Consider the following 21,241-nt stretch of genomic DNA (forward strand, 5'->3'; position numbering starts at 1 on the left):
CATTCTTGTAAGCGGAAGAAACGAAAACCCGATCCGCTGATGGTACAGAGGAGGAATATGATGAAAAAGAAAAAAGCACTTGCCGCTGCCCTGTCTGTTTTTTCGGCTGTATTAACTGCAGGTACGATTTGTGCGGCTTCCGTTCTGCCTGCTTTTCCCGTATTTGCGGCTGCGGCACCAAACGGAAATACTGCAGCAGAGGCCTCTCAGAACGAAACAGCGGGAAATACCGAGGAAGCGGCCTCTCAGAGTGAAACCGCGGCAGGAGCCGCGGAAACAGACCCTGTCCGCCGGCTCCTGGAAGAGTACGCGGGCGGGCTGGATAATCTTTACGGAAAGACATATACCGGATATCTTTGGGATGTGAAGAAAGAGGAATTCAGCAGCCGGCAGGGGTATGACACGACAGAAATACCTGCTTCTGACGCGGCTTTCAGAATCGATGACTATGATCAGGACGGGACTGATGAACTCCTGGTTGTCTCTGTCAAAGAGGATTCGACGCTCAGGCTTACCATGTATGAGGTCGTAGAGGGACAGGAGATTTTTCCGGCGGATTCATATGACGCATCGGCAAAGCAGTACGACAGGGAATCCAAAATCTATGCTGCAGAACAGGGACCCGGATATACCAGTGTCTTTTCCTATGACAAGGACGGTCCCTGCATCGGTATTGACAGCGCAGGATTCGGAATGCAGGCAACCGGAAGGATACGGACCATTCTCACAGTAAAATATGACGGAAGCCATTTCCTGGAAGAAGGAGAAACCTATATTGACAGGACGTCGGGCAATTATTTTAACGAAGCCGGGAGAACGATCCGCGGGAAACTGGAATCCTTTGGAACGACTCCCCTGATGGACACAGATGTGGAACGTATTTTCCTTGGATATGCGATCGATAAATACCTTCCCGGTGCCCAGGAGATTATGAGGACGAATACGGTCCCTGTACATGACACTGATCAGTATTCCGAATGGCTGGGAAAAGGCGCTCCCGATAAGCTGGAGGCTGCGTCTATCCATTTTGCGGAGCAGAACGAACTCTACAGCACGGAAATGAATGACCGCTTTTCCGGAATGCTCTCCAGCCATATCCTTAGAAAACTTGATTTTACCGATGAACTGGGTAATGGCGGTACAGTGGAGTGGTCAACAGAACTGACCGCGCACGGAGAAGGCGGAAACCTGTTCTCAGCCGGATATTCATATGTCATTCCGGATGAAAAAGCCAGGGAAGAAGAAGTCGAGTTCAAATATAATCAGCTTTCCCTCTGTTTCTGGGAGACAGAAGAGGGAATCTGGATGCTGCCGGAGATGAAGGAAGAAGAGAGGGCTCTTCTTTTGAAAGAGGGGACCCTGCCGGAAAATGCCGAGCTGGTATACAGTGAAACAGAGCATCCGGACCCGCTCGAACCTTCCGCAGAGGGTGATCACCGGTCCATTGAAAAATACTCCGGGAATATACAGGCCCATAAAGATATTGTGATTTACAGAGCATACAATATACCAGGCAAAGACCTGGAATCCCGCGACTGCACCGATATTATCTGGAAAACGGACACAGGGCTGATTGGATACCAGCACAGCCGCACACCTGCGGGCGCGGACCTGATTCGTGTATGGGAGCCATATTATGTGGAAGTAGATGGCATGAGGCTTGATGTTAATTGAGATTCACGCCGGCCATGCCGGTGCATACCACAGCTTACTTTGTTGTGATATAGTTATTTACTCGTTTTCGATAGTTTGAGAAGGTAAAAAGCCAGAAGACGCCCGGTTTGATATGCGCCTTCTGGCTTTTTAATGGTATCAGAACTGGCTTTTTAATGGTATCAGAATTGGTGTAAAATGCTGTAAGTAGTGCAGTACTGGCATAGTAATGGGAAAATGATCGGGGGATTAACAGGGGTATGAGCTTTCATGGGCTTTCAGCCGTGAAGTGGTAAGTTACGAGCTTTTTGTGCCGCGAACTGTAAATAAACACCGGTCCATGGTAGAATGGGAGTGCTGCATTTAATTCGGAGACAGCGGAGGATAGGCAATGAGATTTGTGATCCAGGTAGTGGAAAAGGCCAGCGTATTGATCGCTGAACGCGCAGACGGCACTGTCCCGGAAGGCGGAGGATATATTTCCGGAGAGATTGGACAGGGGCTGCTGGTCCTGGTGGGGATCGGAGCAAAGGACACCAGGCAGATTGCAGACCGTATGGTCACGAAGATGAAAAAGCTTCGGATTTTTGAGGATGAAAACGGCAAGACTAATCTGGATCTCGCCTCAGTGGGCGGGAGTCTCCTGATGGTCTCCCAGTTTACCCTCTATGCAAACTGTAAAAAGGGAAACAGGCCCTCCTTTATTGAAGCCGGGCTGCCGGAGATGGCAGAGCCCCTCTTCGGGTATATCGTAGACAAGTGCCGTGAGGGCGGGACGAAGGTCGAGACAGGAGAGTTCGGCGCTCTGATGAAAGTATCTCTGATAAATGACGGTCCTTTTACGATCGTGCTGGACTCGGATGAGATGGGCTGGCAGGGATAGGACAGGCTGAATACTGAGCGGAAGTATCTACACCTGGGAGAACAAGATCTGAACCTGAGACTGTCGAACCCTGAGAAACCACTGAAAAACCCGGAGGAACCACAGAGAAACGCGGAGAAACCACAGAGAAAAGCGGAGAAACCGCTGAGAAACCTGGAGGAACCACTGAGGAACTATTTAGAACCTCTGAGAAAGTGGTGCTGAGGTTACAGTACAGACCGGCTCGAAACTCGAGGCGTTTTTCGCGGCTTTTTCGCGAAAAACCCGAGTTCAACGGCGCGCGGTGCACGCGAAGCGTATTGGAATCACCGCGCGCAAGCGTTACATGTCCACGCCCTTCGAGGGGGCGTGGACAGTAACGTGCTGAGAAAGTGGTGCCAGGGTGACTGACATTTGGATTGTCAAACTTCTCAAAAACAAGTATACTGTTCTTGTGCTGAGTAATAGGTTAATTCGTCTGGTATTTTTGTGCGATTTGCACAGGAAAAGGACGATGCAGAACAGGTGAATTACGGGGGCATTATGGGAAAGATATCTTCAGATTTTTATAACAGGTTTTACAGGATCGATGCGATGGAACAGCCTTTCAGCGCGGATGAACTCCTGCGGATGGCATCTGTGGACACGCAGGAGGAGTACGCGGGATGGCTGAACGGGGATTCCTCGGAGGATTATATTCCGGGTGATATGCTGCTTACGCTTCTGCGCGACCGGGCCTTTTTCGCGGAGCTCCTTCGCATGAGGGATACCGGGGAGTATGTGGTCCTGAGCGGTGTGACTCTCGGCATCACCACCGATCACATAGAAAAAATGGGGCTCACACCGGAAGATGCCGCAGAAAACATCGCTCACTTTTTTGAAGTCGAGGATCATGTAATCCCTGTCCTGAGGAGCGCAATGGCAGGGAGCCGGGATGAGGTCTCCGGACTCTGCATTTTTGCAAATGGATGGCTGGGCGTCGAAACTGAACGGACGGTCGATCCCGGCTGGGCGGCTGAGGAGAGCGGAGAAAATGGGGATATGGAAGAGGAGTATGAGCCCTCTACCAGCTACATTTTTTCCGATAACGGAGAACTGGTAGCGACGCCGGATCTCCATTATGATATTGATTCCTGGATGGATTTTGTCGATTTGTTTTCCACGATTCATGAGGAGGCTTCCGCTACGGAGGATGAATTTGACGAGGCGGAGAAGAATGAGCTCCCCACTCAGTTTATTGTTTTCTCGGAGGAAGTTGAAAAGGCGATTCAGGAGGGCGGTCCTGTCGTGGTCATAGAGAGTGCAGCCACTTTTGGCGGCATGATCTATCCCGGCATTGCCGAGTTCGCTTTCCGCATGCGCAATACGATCCGTGAATATGGTGCAACGCCCGCGTTTGCAGCTATCATCCAGGGACAGATCCATGTGGGTCTGACAGACGAAGAGATCCGTTACCTGGAGACGAAACGGGGATCTGTTTTAAAAGCTTCAGCGCGTGACATTCCGATTCTGCTGGCGATGAAGGCGGACGCTGTCCTGACCATAGCGGCGGCAGTGGAGGTTGCCTCCATGGTCGGTCTCTATGTGGCCTGCGGGAGCGGTATCGGCGGCGCTCAGATCGGCTCTTCGAAGACCTGGGATATTTCCACTGACCTCACGTCTCTGGCCAAAAATCCTGTGATGGTTATCTGTTCCGGAACCAAACCTTTCCTGGATCTCAATCTCACGATGGAATATCTGGAGACAGCAGGTGTCCCGATCATCGGCTACAAGACGGATCATATGCCGCAGTACATGCTGCGCGACAGCGTTTACCACCTTACCTACCGCATGAATACTCCGCATGAGCTTGCGGAAGTCATGAAGATCAAGGCTAAAATGGGCATCGACGGCGGTGTTCTTGTCGTCAACCCGGTTCCGAAGGATTTTGAACTTGATCCTGTCAAGATGAAAGATGCTGTAGACGCGGCTCTGAGCGATGCTCGTAAGATCAGTGTGCGCGGCAAGGCGGCAGCCAGATATATCATGGGGCGTATCAAAGAATCTCTGGGGTCGGAAAGTGTTGAGTCCCAGAAGGCCTCCCTCATCAACAACGCAAAACTCGCTGCCAGAACTGCTGTAGAGATCAGGAAATAAATAATAGCAGACAAATTACAGTCGAATATCATAAAATAAGTAGATGATACTTCTGACGGGAAGCACGCGTTTCGACCCGGAAGAGCTGATCCTCAACCAGTTTCCATACATATTCATTCGCTGCAGGCATGCACACACCATGCGTATGCACATGCTTATCTGCATACTTTTATTTACATACTTATAGTGTCCTTTACTTAATATAGTATTTTTCACTTATAGTATATTGGTACTGCAGTAAAATCTGTTTAGTCTATTTTATTCAGTATGTATTTGCGGATGAACATAGCCATGGGTTAAAACGGGATTTTGGGCTCCTTCTGTGCGTAAAACGCGGGAAGGAGCTTTTTTCATGCTTAAAATAGCCATTTACGGCAAGGGCGGCATCGGTAAATCCACCGTGACCAGTCATCTGGCGGCAGCTTTTGCCACGCTGGGAAAACGGGTGATCCAGATCGGATGCGATCCCAAGGCGGACTCTACGATCAACCTGCTGGGCGGCAGACCGCTGCGGCCTGTGATGAATTATCTGCGCGAAGAGGATGAGGAGCCGGAGTCGATCGAGGAGATCGCAAAGGTCGGGTTCGGGGGTGTCCTGTGCATCGAGACCGGCGGTCCGACTCCCGGTCTGGGCTGTGCCGGACGCGGCATTATCGCTACTTTCCAGCTTCTGGAGGATCTGGAGCTGTTCGAGACCTGGAAACCGGATGTGGTTCTGTATGATGTCCTGGGGGATGTCGTCTGCGGCGGGTTTGCGGCACCGATACGGGAAGGATATGCTGAACACGTGCTCATAGTCACTTCCGGTGAAAAAATGGCGCTCTATGCAGCAAACAACATCGCGAGCGCAGTGGAGAACTTTGAGGACAGGAGCTATGCCCGCATCCGCGGGATCATTCTGAACCACCGCAACGTAGTGGGAGAGGACGAAAAGGTCCGCGCTTTCGCGGATAAGAGAGGGCTGGAGATCGTCGGGGAGATTCCCCGCAGCGATGAGATCACCCGTTTTGAGGACCTCGGCATGACGACTGTGGAGGGGGATCCGACGCTGCCGGTGAGCCGGACATTTATAGAGCTGGCACAGAAGCTGATGATGTAAACATCTGCGGCATCTCTGAAGCCGGCACAGAAGCTGATGTGCAAAATCTGCGCTTTTAACACAGCCGGTTCAGAAGCTGATGTGAAACCGGCAGTATTTCCGCAGCCGGCACAGCTTCTGGCGCATAAGGATAAAGGGACAGTTACAAACGAGTCCTGAATCAGGAAATCATTATGGAATCCATTATGGAATCGGTCTATTATACCGCCGCGCAGCTCGCGGCCAGGGGGAGCGGGGATATCCCGAAGGAATTGAACTCCTCTACGCATCTGATCTATAGTTCGCCCGCGACGCTGGCTTTCAATTCTCCTGGCGCAGAGGGATACGGGGTGAAAAGGGCGGGACTTGCCGTCCCGGGCTCGGTCATGCTGATCGTCTCCCCCGGCTGCTGCGGCCGCAACACCTCCGCCATCAGCCGCATGCCCGGTTATGAAGACCGTTTTTTTTACCTGACTATGGATGAGACAGATCTGGTCACGGGAAGGCATCTGAAAAAGATCCCGGACGCGGTCAGCGGTCTGTGCCGCGGCCTGGAGGAAAAGGGAAAACGCCCCCGGGTGGTCATGATCTGCATCACCTGTGTGGATGCCCTGCTGGGTACGGACATGGAGCGCGTTTGCAGGCGGGCGCAGGATAAAGTCCCCGGCGTGCGTGTCCGGCCCTGTTATATGTACGCACTGACCCGGGAGGGCAGAAAGCCTCCCATGGTACATGTGCGTCAGTCGATCTATGAGCTGCTGGAACCTCGGAAAAAGAGACCCTCGGCAGTGAACCTGCTGGGCTTTTTTGCCCCGCTTTCAGAAGGAAGTGAACTTCCCGCGGTCCTGTCGCAGGCTGGTGTGCGGACAGTCCGCCAGATCGGGGCCTGCAGGGATTATGATAGTTTTCAGGAGATGGCAGAGGCAAATTTCAACCTCGTCCTGAACCCTGAGGCGCGGCCGGCGGCCTATGACCTCCAGAAACGACTCGGCATCCCCTTCATCGAACTGGCCAGATTTTACCAGATCGACAGGATCGGGGCGCAGTATGCAGCGCTGGGTCAGGTTCTGCAGACGGCTTTTGACGATCAGAAATGGAAAAACGAAGCCGAATCCGCGGTGGCTTCCTTCCGCGATGCTTTTCCGGACGCTGTCTTTTCTGTCGGGGAGGGTATGAACGGAAATCCCTTTGAGCTGGCCTGCGCTCTGGTACGCGAGGGCTTTGCTGTGCGTGAGATCTTCGGGACGGTGAATGCGGACAGCTTTGTCTGGATCAGGGTGCTTGCTGCCCTGAGTCCGCAGACGCGGATCTATTCAAACCTGCATCCCGCCATGCTGCATTACAGAGAGCATTATGCCGCCAGCCTGAATGATCCGGAAGGGGATGACGGAAAGAAAGACTACGGGAAGAAGGCTCCATTAAAGAAAGACTCCGGAAAGGAAGACCCTGGAAAGAGAGAAACCGGGAAAAAGGATCCCGCTGTCACGATCACCATCGGCCGCGATGCCGGCTGGTACCATCCTGAACTGCCGAACGTGCAGTGGATCTCGGATGTGCAGCCTTTCGGATACGGAGCAGTGACCGCCCTTTTCAACGCCCTCGGCGAAGCCATGAGGACCGGCAGCCGCGGCGGTTTTTCACCGGAGATTACCCTCGGAGAAAAAGACGGCGTCAGCCGGACTGTCCAGGAAGATCGTGCTGCCCCCGGTACAGAAGAAAAGGCGGAAAAAACAGAAAGAGCGGAGAGACCGGAAAGGGTGGAGAAACCGGAAAGAGCGGAGAAACCGGAAAGAGCAGAGAGACCGGAAATGGGGGAAAGAACGGAAAAGCGGATCCGCGGTTTCCGGCGTTTTACTACCCCCTTTGCTCCGGACCAGTCCGGTGCGGTCTCTGTACTTTACGATATGGGCGGAATCAGCGTAGTCTGTGATGCGGGCGGCTGTACCGGTAATATCTGCGGATTTGATGAACCCCGCTGGTTTAAAGAGCGGAGCGCTGTTTTCAGCGCCGGCCTGAGGGACATGGACGCCATCCTGGGCCGTGATGACCGGCTGGTGGAAAAGCTCGCCGAAGCCGCCCAGCAGACGCCGGCGCGTTTTGCCGCAGTCATCGGGACACCTGTTCCTGCCGTGATCGGAACAGATTACCGCGCTTTATGCAGGATGGCAGAAAAGAAGACGGGACTCCCTGTCCTAGGGATCAATACAGACGGTATGGAATATTATGACAGGGGGATTGAAAAAACATATCTAGCCCTGTTGAAGAAGTTCTGCAGAAGAAAGGATGGAGCAAACGGGCTGGTCCGGGCGGAAAGCGGTTTTGTCCGACAGCAGTCCGTCCCCTCACGGATCATCGGAGTCTGGGGTTTTACTCCCCTGGATTTTGCCGGGATCCTCACTGCGGACGAACTAAAAAGCAGACTCCGGGACCAGGGCTTTGATGAGATCCTCTGCTGCGGAGCAGGAACAGACATAGAGGCTCTGAAAGACATAAGAAAGGCTGAAAAAAACCTGGTCGTTTCTCCGGCCGGGGCGGCTGCAGCTGTCTGGCTGGAAAAAGAATACGGAACTCCCTGGGAATATGGTATTCCCGGCGGGGAAGCCCTGATGGAGATTATTTTTAAAAAACTGTCCGACCGATCCAATGGAGACAATATTTCGGACGGCATGGGAAAAGTGCTGGTCGTACATCAGCAGGTCCTGGCAGACAGAATCAGGCGGCGTCTGGAGGAGGCGGGGATTTATGCAGTGACTGCGGGCTTTTTTATGATGAATAAAGATCTACTCCGCGGGGAGGATTCTGTCCTCAGGGAGGAAGCGGACCTGTATAAACTGGTCCTCGAAAGAGGCTTTGACTGCGTGATCGCCGACAGGGCGCTGGAACCTGTCCTGGCAGGTCTGCGGGTTAAATTGATCCCTCTGCCGCATTTCGCGGTCTCAGGGGATTTGTCATAGGTGAATTTTTAACAGCTTTTTATTTTAATAGAATTTAATTTAACAGTTTTAAAAGAAAGGATCCCGAGAGTGACGAACAGAATGACGGTGCGTTTTCGTGTATACGGGATCGTGCAGGGTGTAGGCTTCCGCCCGACAGTGGACAGACATGCTGCTGTCGCAGGGATCAGCGGCAGCGTGTGCAACAAAGGACCTTACGTGGAGATCATTGCACAGGGTGATCCCGGCCGGATCAGCAGTTTCCGCACCCTGCTGCAGGAACAGCCGCCCAAAAGAGCAGCGATTCTGAAAATAGATGAGAAGCCGCTGGAAGAGACGACTGTGTATGATGATTTCAGGATCGTGGTCAGTGAGAAGACAGACGGTGAGATTTATATTTCTCCTGACATTGCAATCTGCGACGAATGTGCGCAGGAACTGTATGACCCCGGAAACCGCAGATATCTGCATCCCTTTATAAACTGCACCTGCTGCGGACCGAGGCTGACGATCCTGGACCTACTTCCTTACGACCGGGAACGGACCAGTATGAAAATGTTTCCCATGTGCAGGACCTGCGCGGAGGAATATCATAACCCGGCTTCACGCAGATATGATGCCCAGCCTGTCTGCTGCAATGACTGTGGACCACAGGTTTATCTGCTCCCTTCAAAAAAAAGTACTGGAAATAGAAATAATAGTACTGACACCCTCCGGGGCAGGGATGCCATTACAGCTGCGCGCAGAGCCATTCTTGACGGCGGGATCGTCGCAGTCAAGGGAATCGGCGGTTTTCATCTGTGCTGTGATGCCACTGATGAGGAGGCTGTCCACAGCCTCCGTCTGCGAAAGCGCCGCCCCGCGAAGCCCTTTGCGGTCATGATGCGGGATGAGAAGACGGTCCTCAGGGAATGCCTCCTGAATGAGGAACAGAGACAGATCCTGACCGGCCACCAGAAGCCGATCCTGCTGCTTGACAGAAAAACAGATTCTGATAAAGAGGAAAAAGCAGGAATTAAAGCAGAGATTAAAGCCGGATTTATTGAAAGAAAGGCGGTTTCCGGGGCGGACATCTTTGATTCTGCATCAGCGGACGATACAGTGGGAAGCCTGCTTGCTCCCTCTGTCGCGCCGGGGAACCCCAAAGTCGGCATCATGCTGCCCTATACACCGCTCCACATGCTGCTTTTCCGATATGATGACGGACTCTCCATGCCGGACTGTCTGATCATGACCAGCGGAAATGTCTCCGGAGCGCCGATCTGCAGAGACGATGCGGATGTGCTGGCGGAGCTGTCTGATTTCTGTGACTGTATCCTGAGTCATGACCGCCTGATCCGGATCCGGGCCGACGATACGGTGATGGATTTTCACCGCGGTCATCCCTACATGATCCGCCGGTCGCGCGGCTATGCACCCCTGCCGGTGCTGATGTCGGAGGAGAAACTGTTTTTTGAAAAAAAGAAAGCGGATGCAGGAAAAACTTCTATCCTGGCGATCGGAGGTGAGCTGAAAAACACTTTCTGCATTACATCGGGAAATCTGTTTTACCTCTCACCTTATGTGGGGGATCTCGAGGATCTGCGCACTGTGCGGGCTCTGGAGGAGACTGTGGCGCGCATGGAGAACCTCCTGTAAGTCTCTCCGTCGGCCATTATCTGCGACCTTCATCCGAAATACAATTCCACGGCTGTGGCGGAAGAGATGGCCGCGCGAAAAGGAATACCGCTGTACCGCATCCAGCATCACTACGCCCACGTCCTGTCCTGCCTGGCGGAAAATGACCGCACAGACCGGGTGATCGGCGTGTCCTTCGATGGCACGGGGTATGGAACAGACGGGACGATCTGGGGCGGCGAGATCCTGCTTGCGGACTGCCATGGATTTTCCAGGGCCGCTGCCATAGAGCCCTTCCTGCAGATCGGCGGGGACAGCGCCCCCCGTCAGGGATGGCGGATCGCTGCGTCCATGATCTGGTCCATCTGTAAAAAACAGCAGGATAATCCGGAGGCTGCGGCTGACGCTTATTTCAGGATCCTTGACCAGCTGTCCATCTGCGATTCGCAGAATGCGAAAGTACAGCGCATGATGGCGGAACGAAAGATCCAGGCAGTACCTTCTACCAGCGCAGGCCGCCTCTTTGACGCGGTCAGCGCCATGCTGGGCATATGCCGGGAGTCCACTTATGAGGGCGAGGCCTCCATTGAGCTTGAATTTGCCGCGGAGCGGTATGCGCAAAAAGCAGGCTGTCACGGAACCGGTTACTGTTCGCAGCAAAATGGATCGCAGGAGATTCCCCTCCGCTATATGGCAACCAGCCGGTTATTTGCCTCTCTGATGAGCAGGAGGCTTCTTGGAGAGGATCCTGAAAAGCTCGCCTATGATTTCCATGAGGGGCTTGCAGACCTGATCGTGGAAGCCTGTATCAGGATTTCCGGGGAGACCGGGATCAGGACTGCGGCACTTACAGGCGGCTGTTTCCAGAACCGCCTGCTGCTGTCTCTGGTGGAGGACAGATTGAGGAAGGATGGTCTTGAGGTACTGATCCATCATCTGGTCCCTCCCAATGACGGAGGGATCGCGCTGGGCCAGGCGCTGGCAGGCAGATTTATGGCAGGATCAGAAGAATAAAAGAGCAGGAAGCATAAAAATCCCCGGAACGGGTTTTATTATGCTTAAGACAATGTAAAACATAACGATCTGAAACATATCAGGAGGATACAAAAATGTGTGTGGGATTATCGGCAAGAGTAGTGCGTCTGCAGAAGGACGGGACCGCCCTGGTGGACGCGTCCGGCGCCCGGAGGGAGGTTTCTGCGCAGCTTCTGGAAGATCTGATGCCGGGAGACTATGTCATGGTTCATGCAGGTGCGGCGATCGCAAAGATCACGCAGGAGGAGGAAGAAGAGGCAGAGGCGGTACTGGACGCCCTGTTCTGATCAGGTCCTGTCCATAAAAACTTCCGTGCTTTACAATTGCTTTTCTGCGCCGGATGACTCACTTATCCGGGCGGGAATCTCTAGCTTTTTTGAGGTGATCATGAGTGATTCTAATGTAAAAAAGGATAGTGTTATCTCCAGGGCGAGGGAGATCATAGACCAATATGACGGCAGGGAGATCCGGATCATGGAGGTCTGCGGGACACATACGCACGAGATTTTCCGGCTCGGGATCCGACAGATCCTTCCTCCTTCGATCCATCTGATCTCAGGACCCGGATGTCCGGTCTGTGTGACGCCGGTCAGCTTTATCGATGAGGCCGTCCTGCTTGCCATGGAAAAAAATGCCACGATCTGCACATTTGGAGATCTGGTCAGGGTACCGGGATCAGCAAAATCCGGAGTAAAAGAGGAAGGAAAGACGGCAGACGCTCCTTCATTCGAAAAGGAGAACAAAGGGACAGCAGGCCCCCCTCTTTTTCCTGCCTCCCTCGCTGCGGCCCGCGCCGCAGGCGCCCGCATTCAGGTCGTCTACGCGCCGCAGGACGCGGTCGCTTACGCGAAGGAGCATCCGCAGGAGCAGGTTGTCTTTTTATCTGTTGGATTTGAGACGACGACACCTTCGGTCTGTCTGGCGGTGAAGCAGGCTGTGGAGGAGGGACTTACGAATTTTTCCATCCTGACAGCGAATAAGACCATGCCGGCAGCGTACGCAGCGATGAAGGACAGCACAGATGCCTTCTTATATCCGGGCCATGTCCATGCGATCACCGGGACTGCCGTCTGCGAGGAGCTGGCGGCGGAGGGAACGAGCGGGGTAGTGGCGGGCTTTACAGCAAAGGAACTTTTGACCGCCATCGCCGTGATCGTAAAGAATATACAAAAGGGGGAGCCGTTTTTTGAAAACTGTTATCCCCGTGTTGTGCGCCGGGAGGGTTCGCCCCGGGCGCAGCGTCTGGTGGAAGAGATGATGGAACCCTGTGATGCCCGCTGGAGGGGGATCGGTGTCCTGCAGATGTCCGGTCTGCAGCTCCGCCCGCAATATGCGGACTACGATGCCCGGCATAAATTCGGCCTGCCGCAGATCGAGGGACGGGAAAATCCTGCCTGCCGCTGCGGGGAAGTCCTCCAGGGCAAATGCCTGCCTTCCGACTGCAGGGTGTTCGGAACAGGCTGTACACCGGAGCACCCGGTCGGCGCCTGCATGGTGTCCGGGGAAGGAGCCTGCTCTGCTTTTTATCTGTATGGAAAGGCCTGAGACTGTTATGAAAAGCCTGAGATGCTGTTTCGATCATTATTACTAAAAAGGCACCGGGAACCGGATCCTCTTTTGGGTACATAGAACTGCTTTCACTTTTTCACTACATGGAGGTGAATATGATTCATGATACAGTCACGCTCGCGCACGGGGCGGGCGGAAAACAGACTTCAGAATTGATTGAAAAGGTATTCCGCGCGCATTTTGAGAACCCTCTTTTTACACCGGATGACGCAGCTGTGCTGGAGATCCCGGCAGGGCGGCTGGCCATGTCCACAGACGGCTTTATTGTTTCTCCCGCTTTTTTTCCGGGCGGAAATATCGGCAAGCTGTCGATCTGCGGGACGGTCAACGACCTGGCCTGCATGGGGGCGCAGCCGCTTTATATGACCTGCGCGTTCGTGATCGAGGAGGGGTTTCCGATGGCGAAGCTGGAGGAGATCGCCGCAACGATGGAAAAGACTGCCGCGGAAACCGGTGTGAAGATCGTAGCCGGGGATACCAAGGTCGCGGGAAAAGGGCAGGTTGACGGTGTCTTCATCACTACGACGGCCATTGGACGCATCATGGACGGTGTGAAGACGGGCGGCGCTCTCGCAAAGCCGGGAGACTGCGTCATCGTCACCGGCGACGTCGGCAGACATGGCTGCACGATCCTGCTCGCCCGGGACGATTTCGGGATAGAAGCAGATGTAACCAGTGACTGCGCGCCTCTCTGGAAGGCAGTACAGAATGTTTTGACAGCGGCTCCAGATACCCATGTTATCCGTGATGCCACGCGGGGCGGCGTCGGTACAGTGCTCTACGAGATCGCCGGCCAGAGCAGCGTCGGATTTTCCCTTGAAGCGGAAAAGATCCCTGTGGATCCCGGAGTGCGCGGTGTCTGCGGCATGCTTGGACTCGAGCCCCTTTACCTCGCCTGTGAGGGACGTCTGGTCATTATCGCCCCTCCGGAAAAAAAAGACTGCATTCTGGAAACCCTCAGGACCAGTCCTTACACAGAAGGAGCGGCCTGCATCGGCACTGTCACCAGCGATCATCCGGGACGGGTCGTCATCAATACCGAGATCGGAGCGCAGACGATCCTTCCCCAGCCAGGAAACGAACTCCTCCCGAGGATCTGTTGACAAAAGGGACAGGGGACGAAGACAGGGTACGGAGACAGGGGAAGGTTCTTTATCTCCTTCCTGAAGGAGACAAAGAACCTTCCCCTTCTCCTTTCAGGAAGCTGTCTCCCTGCCGGGCTCTGTCCCGGGAGATTGTGCATTTTTACGTGACCGCCTTGTGTGTCCTTTTGGTATTGTGTATATTGGAATGAAAGGAACTTGAACTATGTCTACTCGAGTAGCAGTTATCGCCATCATCATTGAAAATTCCGAGTCCGCCGAGGGTGTTAACGGCATACTGCACAACTACCGGCAGTACATCATCGGCAGGATGGGAATTCCCTACCGGGAAAAGGGAATCAATATCATCAGTGTGGCTGTTGACGCGCCGGAGCAGGAGATCACTGCTCTTTCCGGCAAGATCGGCCGCCTGAAGGGTGTCAGTGCGAAGACCGCCTATTCGAAGGTTGTCAGTTCCGGTCCTTTGTAAGTTCCAGTCCTGCTTCCGGTCCTTTGTAGGTTCTGGTCCTTCGGACAGCTGACCTGAGCCCGCAGGGTTCATGGCGTTCCGGAACGGTTATCCGGATTCCCGGACTTATTAAAATCCGGATTTATCAAGACACAATTTTATCAAGACACAATTTTATCAAAACAACAATTTTATCAAAACAACAATTTTATCCAAACGCAAAATCATCAGAACACAAATTAAACAGAACACAAATTAATCAAAACTCAAATAAGGAAAGGTGTTATGAAAATACTTGCTGCAGAAGGCAATATGAACGAGAGGATGGATACGGTCCTGCGGAGATTCCGCTCCCGGCTGAGCGCTTATCCGCCGGGGATGTGTCCGCTTGTGCTGTACCGGTCCCTGCTTCAGATCTCCATGAATCAGTCCTGCGGGAAATGTGTCCCCTGCCGGGACGGACTGCTGGAAGCGGACCGGCTGATGCGCAGGATCATTGAGGGAGAGGGAAATTCCGCCACGATGCAGGAGCTGTACGATCTGTGCGTGATGATCCGGAAAACCTCGGACTGCGCGGTGGGAACGGCAGCGGCGGACCTGGTCCTGGAGAGCATGCGGGAGTTCGCGGATGAATACGAAAGCCACATCCGCGACAGGCGCTGCATGGAAAATACCAGCCAGACTATACCCTGCAGGACACTCTGTCCCGCCCATGTCGATGTTCCCGGATATATTGCCCTGATCGGCAGGAAGGATTTTGCGGGAGCTGTGAACCTGATCCGCGACAAGAATCCTTTCCCTACAGCCTGTGCCATGGTCTGTGAACATCCCTGTGAGGAAAAATGCCGGCGTATGATCATAGATGATCCGGTCAATATCCGCGGATTAAAAAAATACGCGGTGGATATGGCTCCCGCGGACAAGCTTCCGGCCCCGGAGGCCAATGTCCCGACAGGAAAGAAGATCGCTGTTGTCGGCGCCGGGCCTGCCGGTCTGACGGCCGCCTGGTTTCTGGGCCTGATGGGCCACCGCGTCGTGGTCTTTGAAGAGCATGAAAAGCCCGGCGGAATGCTCCGCTACGGAATCCCTGCCTACCGGCTCCCCAGGGAGCGGCTGGACAGTGATATACGGGGGATCCTGTCTGCGGGAGATATTGAGCTTCGCTGCAATACCCGGATCGGGAAGGACATTTCTTTTGAAGAAATAAGGCAGAAATATGATGCCGTCTACCTGGGACTGGGAGCCCAGATCGGAAACCGTATCCCCATGGGAAATATCAAGGTGGAAAATGTGATCCCTGCCTCGGATTTCCTGCGGGATGTGGAAGAAGGACATCCGATGGACCTGGAGGGAAAACGGGTCGTCCTGATCGGCGGAGGCAACGTGGCCATGGACGCCGCCCGCACGGCCATCCGTCTGGGAGCTCTGACGACCCATGTGCTTGCCCGCAGAAGGTTCAGAGCCCTGTCCAATGAACTGGAGAGCGCCATGCAGGAAGGTGTCCGGTTCAGGACCCTGCTTGCATTTCAGAAGATAGAGACAGATAAAGAGACCAATGAACTGCGCGCCGTGTGGATGCAGCCCATGATCGCCAAGGGGTTTGATAAAGAAGGCATGATCACGACGGAGCCTTCCAGTGCACCTCCGCAGAGGTTTAAATGCGATGTCCTGATCCTGTGTGTCGGTCAGCATACAGATACCGGACACTTTGCCGCGGCAGGAATTCCTGTCAGCAAGGGCAGGATCAAAGCGGACGAGGCCTGTATGATCGAGGGCTGGGACGGCGTTTTTGCCGGAGGCGACTGTGTGACAGGTCCCGCTACCGCTATCAAAGCGATCGCGGCGGGGCAGGCTGCCGCCTACAATATCGATGAATATCTCGGATACCACCACAAAATCAAATGTGATATCCAGATTCCTCCTGCCGTGTCTGTCGACCACATTCCCACAGCGCGGGCGGAGATCGCGGAGCTGGATCCATTTGAACGGAAAGAGAATTTTGATGAGGTTGAAGTCCCGATGACGCCGGAGGAAGCGATGCGTGAGGCCGGCAGGTGCCTGAGGTGTGATCATTTCGGCTGCGGATCTATGGTAGGAGGTTGTTACTGATGGGTATGGAAAAAATGGAAAAAGTACAGCCTGCGGCTGAAGAAATGGATAAAAATCAGCAGAAAGTTCCCGGCAGGGTATGTCTGACGATCAACGGAAGGCAGATCACGGCGAAGGAGGGCGCGACGATCCTGGAAGCAGCCAGAGCGGAGGGCATCGACATTCCCACTTTATGCTACATGCCCGGGATCAACGAGATCGGTTCCTGCCGTCTCTGCATGGTAGAGGCGGAAGGACTGAATTCGATGCTGGCGGCCTGCCGGACAAAGGTCACAGAGGGAATGGAGATCCGCACGGAGTCGGATACCCTGACCTCTTTCCGCCGCACCATGCTCCGCCTCATTCTGGCCAATCACAACGTGGACTGCATGAGCTGTCCGGGCAACGGCGTCTGCCGCCTGCAGGAGCTGTGCAATGCCTATGATGTCCGGGAGGCTGGTTTTGAGGGCTCCCGGATGGAGATGGAGAAAAAGCTCCCCCTTCTCAATGATCACCCCTATCTTTCCTACGAACCGGGAAAATGTATCCACTGTCAGCGATGCATCAGTGTCTGCCACAGGGCGGCTGTCAACGGCACCCTGTCCAGCGGGCGTTCGGGCACCCGGCATATGGTCGAGGCCCCCTTCGGGCCCGGCTGGGAGGACACCGGCTGCGAGAGCTGCGGCAACTGTGCCCAGGCCTGTCCCACAGGCGCATTGACGCTCAAGCGCAGGTATGGCTACAGGGAATGGGAAGTGAAGAAGGTCCGCACGACCTGCCCCCACTGCGCAACCGGCTGCCAGATGGATCTGGTAGTAAAGGGAGACCGGATCGTCAGTGTGGAATCTGCCGATGGTCCCTCCAACCATTTCCTTATGTGTGTCAAGGGCCGGTCCGGCAGCTTCGATTTTGTCCACTCCGACAACCGTCTGCGCACACCTCTGATCAAAAACAGGGAGACCGGCAAATTCGAGCCCGCTTCCTGGGATGAGGCCATTAACTATGCGGCCGGCGCTTTCATGGACATCCGCAGGCAGTACGGAGACGAGTCGCTGGCTGGCTTTGCCTGCTCGCGCTCTGCCAACGAAGATATCTACATGGTCCAGAAGATGGTCAGGACCTGTTTTGGCAATAACAACACAGACAACTGCGCCCGCGTATGCCACTCCGCGACTGTGGCCGGCCTTGCCAAAACGCTGGGGTCGGGCGCGATGACCAACCCCATCTACGACATCACCCACGACGTGGACTGCATTTTCCTGATCGGCTCCAATCCTGAAGAAGCACACCCTGTGGTGGGCATGCAGATCCGTCAGGCTGTGGAGAAGGGCACCCGCCTCATCGTCGCTGACCCCCGCGATATTTCCCTGGCGGAAAAGGCGGACATCCATCTGAAGCTCCGCCCGGGCACCAATGTCCCCCTGGTCAACGGCCTGATCCATGTGATCCTGGAAGAGGGTCTCGAGGACAAAGAATATATTTCCGGATACACGGAGAACTTCGAGGCTCTTAAGGAACTGGTCAGGGACTACACCCCTGAAAAGGTGGGAGAGATCTGCCATATCGATCCGGACTGTCTGCGGGAAGCCGCCCGGATGTACGCGAGGGCGGACAAGGCGCCCATCATCTACTGCCTGGGCGTGACGGAACACACTACTGGTACCGAGGGCGTCATGAGCCTCTCCAATCTTGCTCTTGTCACGGGCAAGCTGGGCAGGAGCGGCTGCGGGGTAAATCCCCTCCGGGGACAGAACAACGTCCAGGGTGCCTGCGACATGGGCGCCCTGCCCACGGACTACACCGGCTACCAGAAAGTGGACAACGATGCCGTCAGGGAAAAATTCGAGAAGGCCTGGGGCGTGAAGCTCAACCCCAAACCCGGCCTCAAGGCCACAGAGGTCTTCCCCGCGGCCATCGCCGGAAAGATAAAGGGTCTCTATATCTGCGGAGAGGATCCCATTGTCTCCGATCCCGATACCACCCATGTGGAAAAAGCCCTCGAGAGCCTCGATTTCCTGGTGATCCAGGACCTGTTTATGACAAAGACGGCGGAGTATGCCGATGTCATCCTGCCTGCCGTCAGCTATGCGGAAAAAGAGGGTACCTTCACCAATACCGAGCGGCGAGTGCAGCGAATCCGCAAGGCGGTCACTGTACCCGGCGACATGAGGAACGATATCGACATCATCACCGACCTCATGAACGCCATGGGCTATCCCCAGAAGCGGGTGACTTCAGCGGAAGTCATGGACGAGATCGCCGCCCTCACTCCCAGCTTCCACGGCATTTCCCATGCCCGCCTGGACGCAGGAGAGAGCCTCCAATGGCCCTGCCCGGAAAAAGACCATCCCGGGACCCCGATCATGCACGTCGGCGGCCCAGCAAGAGGAAAGGCCCTTCTCTTCCCGGCACCCTACACCCCTGCGGCGGAGCTGCCGGATGAAGAATATCCCTTCATCCTCTCCACCGGCCGCATCCTCTACCACTACAACGCGGGCAGCATGACCATGCGGTCCGCCGGCCTGCGCCGCATCTCCGGCGAGGGCTTTATCGAGATGAATGAGAAGGATGCCGAAAGACTCGGGATCGAAAACGGCGAGAGGATCATCGTGCGGAGCAGACGCGGCGCCATTGAAGTTCCCGCCAGAGTAGGGAATAAGGTCTCCGAGGGAGAGACCTGGATGCCCTTCCACTTCCCGGATGCTCCCGTCAACCGGATCACCAATTCCGTCTTTGACGAATACGCCAGGATCCCGGAGTACAAGGTCTGCGCCGTTACCCTGGAAAAGATGACTGCGAAAGACTGACGCGGACCGGGGGACTATACCTTAGTCCGCTTTCGGCAGACCGGCAGTAAGCGAAAGGATTCTGTTTATGAGAAAACTGGCTGTTAAGGGCAATATGAACCAGAGGGTTGATGTGGCCATGCGGAAATTCCGTTCGCGGATGAATTCGTATCCTCTGGGAGTATGTCCTCTTGTCCTGTACCGGTCTCTGCTCCAGATTGCCATGAACCAGTCCTGCGGCAAATGTGTTCCCTGCCGGAACGGTCTGACAGAGGCGGACCGGCTGCTGCGCGGGATCATCGAAGGAGACGGCACACCGGAGACGATAGACCAGCTCAGAGATCTGTGCATGTTTATCGCCAGAACAGCGGACTGTGTTGTGGGTGTGGCGGCGGCCCTTCTTGTGCTGGACAGCATGAAGGAGTTTCCTGACGAATATGACAGCCACATCTATCACAGGCACTGTGTGGAAAATACCACGCAGGCGGTCCCATGCAGGATCCTCTGTCCCGCGCAAGTCGATGTGCCCGGCTATATCGCGCTGATCGCCAGGGGAGATTATGCCGGAGCTGTGAGCCTGATCAGGAACAGGAATCCATTTCCGACGGCCTGTGCGATGATCTGCGAGCATCCCTGTGAGCAGAAATGCCGCCGCAGGATCATCGATGCTCCGCTCAACATACGTGGACTCAAAAAATATGTTGTGGACATGGTGAATGCGGATGAGGTTCCTGCTCCGCGGCCCAATGTTTCCACCGGTAAAAAGATTGCCGTCGTCGGGAGCGGTCCCGCAGGTCTCACGGCGGCCTGGTTTCTGGCCCTGATGGGCCACAAGGCTGTGGTTTTTGAGGAGCACGAAAAGCCGGGCGGCATGCTTCGCTACGGGATCCCCGCCTATCGCCTCCCGAAAGACAGGCTGGACAGAGATATCAGGGCCATCCTGTCGGCCGGTGATATCGAACTGCGCTGCGGTGTGAAGATCGGGAGGGACGTCTCTTTTGCGGACCTGCGGAGGGATTATGACGCCGTCTATCTGGGGCTGGGGGCACAGATTGGAAACCGCGTGCCCATGGAAAATGCCGATGCGGAAAATGTGATCCCGGCTGCGGATTTCCTGCAGGCAGCGGCCTCGGGACATCCCATGGATCTGAAGGATAAAAAGGTCGTCCTGATCGGAGGCGGCAATGTGGCTATGGACGCCGCCCGCACGGCGGTCCGTCTGGGAGCCGCTACGATCCATGTCTTTACCCGGAAGCGCGATGATGTGACTGCGCTGCCCGGCGAACTGGAAAGCGCCATGCAGGAGGGTGTCCGCTTCAGGACAATGCTTTCTTTTATGAATATCGAGACGGAAAAGGAGAGCGGAAAGGTCTGCGCTGTGTGGCTGCAGCCCCAGATCGCGGGTGAATACAACCGGTTCGGGATGATGACGACAGAACATTCAAGCCGCTACCCCTATCGTTTTAAATGTGATGTGCTGATCCTCGGAGTGGGCCAGCGCAGCGATGTCGAGCCCTTCGCAAACGCGGGGATTCCGGTGGAGGGAGGCAGGATCGATGCCGATGAAGCCTGTATCGTCCGGGGATGGGACGGCGTATTTGCCGGCGGGGACTGTGTGACAGGCCCCTCCACCGCCATCAATGCCATCGCGGCAGGACAGGTCGCCGCATTCAATATCGACGAATATCTCGGCTATCATCACAAGATAAACTGCGATGTGCAGGTCCCGCCCGCCATGCCTGACCGCTGGGTTCCCACCGGCAGGGCTGAGGTCGAAGAAAAAGACCCCTTTGAGAGGAGAGAAAATTTTGATGAGGTCGAGATCCCGATGACCCCGGAGGAAGCCATGCGCGAAGCCGGCAGGTGCCTGCGGTGTGATCATTACGGCTGCAATCCCGAAGCAGGAGACTGTTACTGACGGATAAGGAATAAA

Annotated in this window: 12 protein-coding genes and 1 pseudogene; all 13 read left to right on the forward strand. The window is 54.9% G+C overall.

Going from position 1 to position 21,241, the window contains the following annotated elements:
* Positions 1-57: 57 nt before the first annotated feature.
* The 13 genes and pseudogenes from BLT02_RS07335 to BLT02_RS07410 all read left to right on the forward strand — a co-directional run bounded on the left by BLT02_RS07335 (position 58) and on the right by BLT02_RS07410 (position 21,226).
* Positions 58-1,674: a hypothetical protein gene (locus BLT02_RS07335; protein WP_175453734.1), complete on the forward strand. Its 1,617-nt coding sequence runs from the start codon at positions 58-60 to the stop codon at positions 1,672-1,674.
* Between the two features lie 370 nt (positions 1,675-2,044).
* A complete protein-coding gene (gene dtd, locus BLT02_RS07340) occupies positions 2,045-2,536 on the forward strand; it encodes a D-aminoacyl-tRNA deacylase (protein WP_092993097.1) in 492 nt (163 codons plus the stop codon).
* Positions 2,537-3,058: 522 nt separating this feature from the next.
* On the forward strand, positions 3,059-4,651 hold the full coding sequence (locus tag BLT02_RS07345; RefSeq protein ID WP_092993100.1) for a pseudouridine-5'-phosphate glycosidase: 1,593 nt from the start codon (positions 3,059-3,061) through the stop codon (positions 4,649-4,651).
* Positions 4,652-5,003: 352 nt separating this feature from the next.
* Positions 5,004-5,750 (forward strand): nucleotide-binding protein, encoded by a 747-nt coding sequence (locus BLT02_RS07350; RefSeq protein WP_092993103.1) that lies wholly within the window; start codon positions 5,004-5,006, stop codon positions 5,748-5,750.
* A 173-nt stretch (positions 5,751-5,923) separates the two neighbouring features.
* The gene (locus tag BLT02_RS18210) at positions 5,924-8,683 is read left to right on the forward strand and encodes a nitrogenase component 1 (protein WP_347474917.1); all 2,760 of its coding nucleotides are present in this window, start codon (positions 5,924-5,926) and stop codon (positions 8,681-8,683) included.
* Positions 8,684-8,764: 81 nt separating this feature from the next.
* Positions 8,765-11,293, forward strand: a pseudogene (locus tag BLT02_RS17765) (carbamoyltransferase HypF).
* 95 nt (positions 11,294-11,388) lie between these two features.
* Positions 11,389-11,601, forward strand: a complete 213-nt coding sequence (locus tag BLT02_RS07375; protein ID WP_092993112.1) for a HypC/HybG/HupF family hydrogenase formation chaperone — start codon at positions 11,389-11,391, stop codon at positions 11,599-11,601.
* 100 nt (positions 11,602-11,701) lie between these two features.
* On the forward strand, positions 11,702-12,859 hold the full coding sequence (hypD, locus tag BLT02_RS07380; RefSeq protein WP_092993115.1) for a hydrogenase formation protein HypD: 1,158 nt from the start codon (positions 11,702-11,704) through the stop codon (positions 12,857-12,859).
* A 119-nt stretch (positions 12,860-12,978) separates the two neighbouring features.
* Positions 12,979-13,986 (forward strand): hydrogenase expression/formation protein HypE, encoded by a 1,008-nt coding sequence (gene hypE / locus BLT02_RS07385; protein WP_175453735.1) that lies wholly within the window; start codon positions 12,979-12,981, stop codon positions 13,984-13,986.
* A 205-nt stretch (positions 13,987-14,191) separates the two neighbouring features.
* Positions 14,192-14,455, forward strand: coding sequence for a TM1266 family iron-only hydrogenase system putative regulator (locus BLT02_RS07395; protein ID WP_092993121.1), 264 nt, complete (start codon positions 14,192-14,194; stop codon positions 14,453-14,455).
* A 264-nt stretch (positions 14,456-14,719) separates the two neighbouring features.
* Positions 14,720-16,543 (forward strand): NAD(P)-binding protein, encoded by a 1,824-nt coding sequence (locus BLT02_RS07400; RefSeq protein WP_092993124.1) that lies wholly within the window; start codon positions 14,720-14,722, stop codon positions 16,541-16,543.
* Positions 16,544-16,587: 44 nt separating this feature from the next.
* Positions 16,588-19,329, forward strand: a complete 2,742-nt coding sequence (gene fdhF, locus BLT02_RS07405; protein ID WP_092993319.1) for a formate dehydrogenase subunit alpha — start codon at positions 16,588-16,590, stop codon at positions 19,327-19,329.
* A 67-nt stretch (positions 19,330-19,396) separates the two neighbouring features.
* Positions 19,397-21,226, forward strand: a complete 1,830-nt coding sequence (locus tag BLT02_RS07410; protein ID WP_092993127.1) for an NAD(P)-binding protein — start codon at positions 19,397-19,399, stop codon at positions 21,224-21,226.
* Positions 21,227-21,241: the final 15 nt, after the last annotated feature.

It is taken from the genome of Sarcina sp. DSM 11001 (genome assembly GCF_900101015.1).
Classification (GTDB): Bacteria; Bacillota; Clostridia; order Lachnospirales; family Lachnospiraceae; genus CAG-791.